Here is a 1958-nt window from a genome sequence, read left to right as displayed (position 1 = left end):
ATCTTAGTAATGTTCTTAGATGAAGATGTTAGAATGTACAGAGGATTTTAATTTTATATGTCTAAATTAAATTTGCAAGAAATAGCTGATAGATGTGGGTATACTAAAATTGGCAAACATAAAAAATTATTAGATGATTTAGAATCTAATATTATAGATAATCTGATTTTAAAATATATAGAAAAATCATTATTATCACATTGGAAAAGTGCTATTGAAAATATTATATTACAAAATAGACAATCTGGTTTTAAAGAATATTTAAAAGAAAAAGAAAATCAAGGTGATATAATAAATAATAGAGATTCTAGAATATTAAATATAGCTTTATATAAAATTTTTATAAAAGAAAAGGAGATTAGCAGTTATGGTTTTTTATCTCCGGATGAAGAACCTTATGTAGATATAATAATTATAAATAAAAATATGACAATTCCTGAAAAAAGATGCGTTGTAGCACATGAATTAGCTCATATTATAGTTGAAAGAATATTAAAAGAAAAAAATGTAGGTATAAATTGGGATATTGTAGATGAGGAAGAATTGATGGATATAATTATGTGTTATATATTATATGATAAGTCAAATTTTTATAAAGACAATAAATTAAAAGATTTTATTGTAAATGGAGTTTCTGAATTTAAGAACTTGAGAGAATCTATAATTAAAAAATATGGAAATTAATTTTAGAATAAAAAATTAAAAGGCTTGGTATTAATTACTAAGCCTTTTTATTTTAAATTATAACTACTTATATATTTTATAAACATTATCAAAGAGATTAGGTTTTTTGCTTAATCTCTTTTTTATTTTTTGTATTAAAAAATCTGAGTCAAAAATTATAAAAACTATAATAATTATCAAAACTACAAAATTATAAAACTATAAAAAAGGAGAATTCTATATGCAAGAAAACAAAGTAAAAAAATATAAAATTCTTGGAGATAGTTTTAAACAATATATAGCTGTTTCCAAAAATACTTTCTCAGAAACTAAAACTAATAAGATTACTGAAAAGAATGTAGAAGAGATTATATCTTCATTTGAAAAGAAGAATGTAGAAGTGTTTGTTTATATGGGTCATAAAGAGGAGGAAGAGAGAGCTGCTATTGGTAAGGTATTGAAGTTAGAAAAAGATAATGAAGCTGTTGGAATATACGCCACTATAGAATGGTTCGATGAAAGCATTACTGAGAAAAAATCATTTTATCCTTCTATAGAGATGGTTGGAAAAAAAGTTAAAGAGGATGATGAGTTTATTTATTGGGAGAATTGTGAGATTAAGGCCATTGCTGCTGTTGAATATCCTGCAAGTAAGAGTGTTGATTTATTATGTGCAAGCGGAGTTATTGAAGTTAATGAAGAGTATATAAATAACATTAAAAACATTTTAAATAAACTTAATGATGAGTCAACAAAAGAAAAAGCAAAAGAAGAGTTTTTAAATATATTTAGAAATGATGAAGTATTTCAAAATATGATAATAGATTTACTTTTAGAGAAGTTTAAGATTTCAGAAAAGAGTTTATCAAAATCAAATTTATCTGCTATCACTTATGGTGATTGGTGTAATGAATATGCAGAAAGTCAAAATGCAGTAAGATGCTCTTCAAAGTCTGAGAGTGATACTTATGTGAAGGCTAAAAAACTTTTTAAGGCTGGTTTGAGCAAAGAAGAAATAATGTCTATAGTGAGAGATGATTTAGTTCCTATAGGAGTAGGAGGTTATGAGAGAGTTAGTTTATCAGCTATGGGCAAAAACAAGTATGAAGAGATTTCAAGGATGTTTAAATGAAATGGTCTAGCTGCCACGCCACCACTTCTTTTTATGACAGAAGAGAGTACATACTACCTGTAGCAAAAAATCAAAAAGGCTGCATTTCAAGCTCAAAAATAGGTATTACCTTAGATTTTATACATATTCCAAATATATAAAGCTAAAGAACTTGCACTTTTTG

The 1958-nt window shown here is 25.4% G+C and carries 3 protein-coding genes; all 3 read left to right on the top strand.

From position 1 onward, the window contains the following. Positions 1 to 57 precede the first annotated feature (57 nt). The 3 genes from E6A48_RS02330 (at position 58) to E6A48_RS02320 (ending at position 1935) form a co-directional block, all read left to right on the top strand. Entirely contained in the window at positions 58 to 684 is a 627-nt protein-coding gene (locus tag E6A48_RS02330) for an ImmA/IrrE family metallo-endopeptidase (RefSeq protein WP_219708368.1), read from the top strand. Between the two features lie 220 nt (positions 685 to 904). Then, positions 905 to 1795, top strand: coding sequence for a phage capsid protein (locus E6A48_RS02325; protein ID WP_219708367.1), 891 nt, complete (start codon positions 905 to 907; stop codon positions 1793 to 1795). After that, entirely contained in the window at positions 1792 to 1935 is a 144-nt protein-coding gene (locus tag E6A48_RS02320) for a hypothetical protein (protein WP_219708366.1), read from the top strand. Before E6A48_RS02325 ends, E6A48_RS02320 begins: the two co-directional genes overlap by 4 nt. Positions 1936 to 1958: the final 23 nt, after the last annotated feature.

Origin of the sequence: Brachyspira pilosicoli (assembly GCF_019402445.1) — a bacterium.
GTDB classification, from domain to species: Bacteria; Spirochaetota; Brachyspiria; order Brachyspirales; family Brachyspiraceae; genus Brachyspira; species Brachyspira pilosicoli_B.
The sequence above is the reverse complement of the archived record's forward strand: the minus strand, read 5'-3'. Positions and strand labels throughout refer to the sequence as shown.

Coding starts and splice junctions, on each gene's coding strand:
- E6A48_RS02330 (WP_219708368.1), top strand. CDS start 58: ATGTCTAAATTAAATTTGCAAGAAATAGCTGATAGATGTGGGTATACT.
- E6A48_RS02325 (WP_219708367.1), top strand. CDS start 905: ATGCAAGAAAACAAAGTAAAAAAATATAAAATTCTTGGAGATAGTTTT.
- E6A48_RS02320 (WP_219708366.1), top strand. CDS start 1,792: ATGAAATGGTCTAGCTGCCACGCCACCACTTCTTTTTATGACAGAAGA.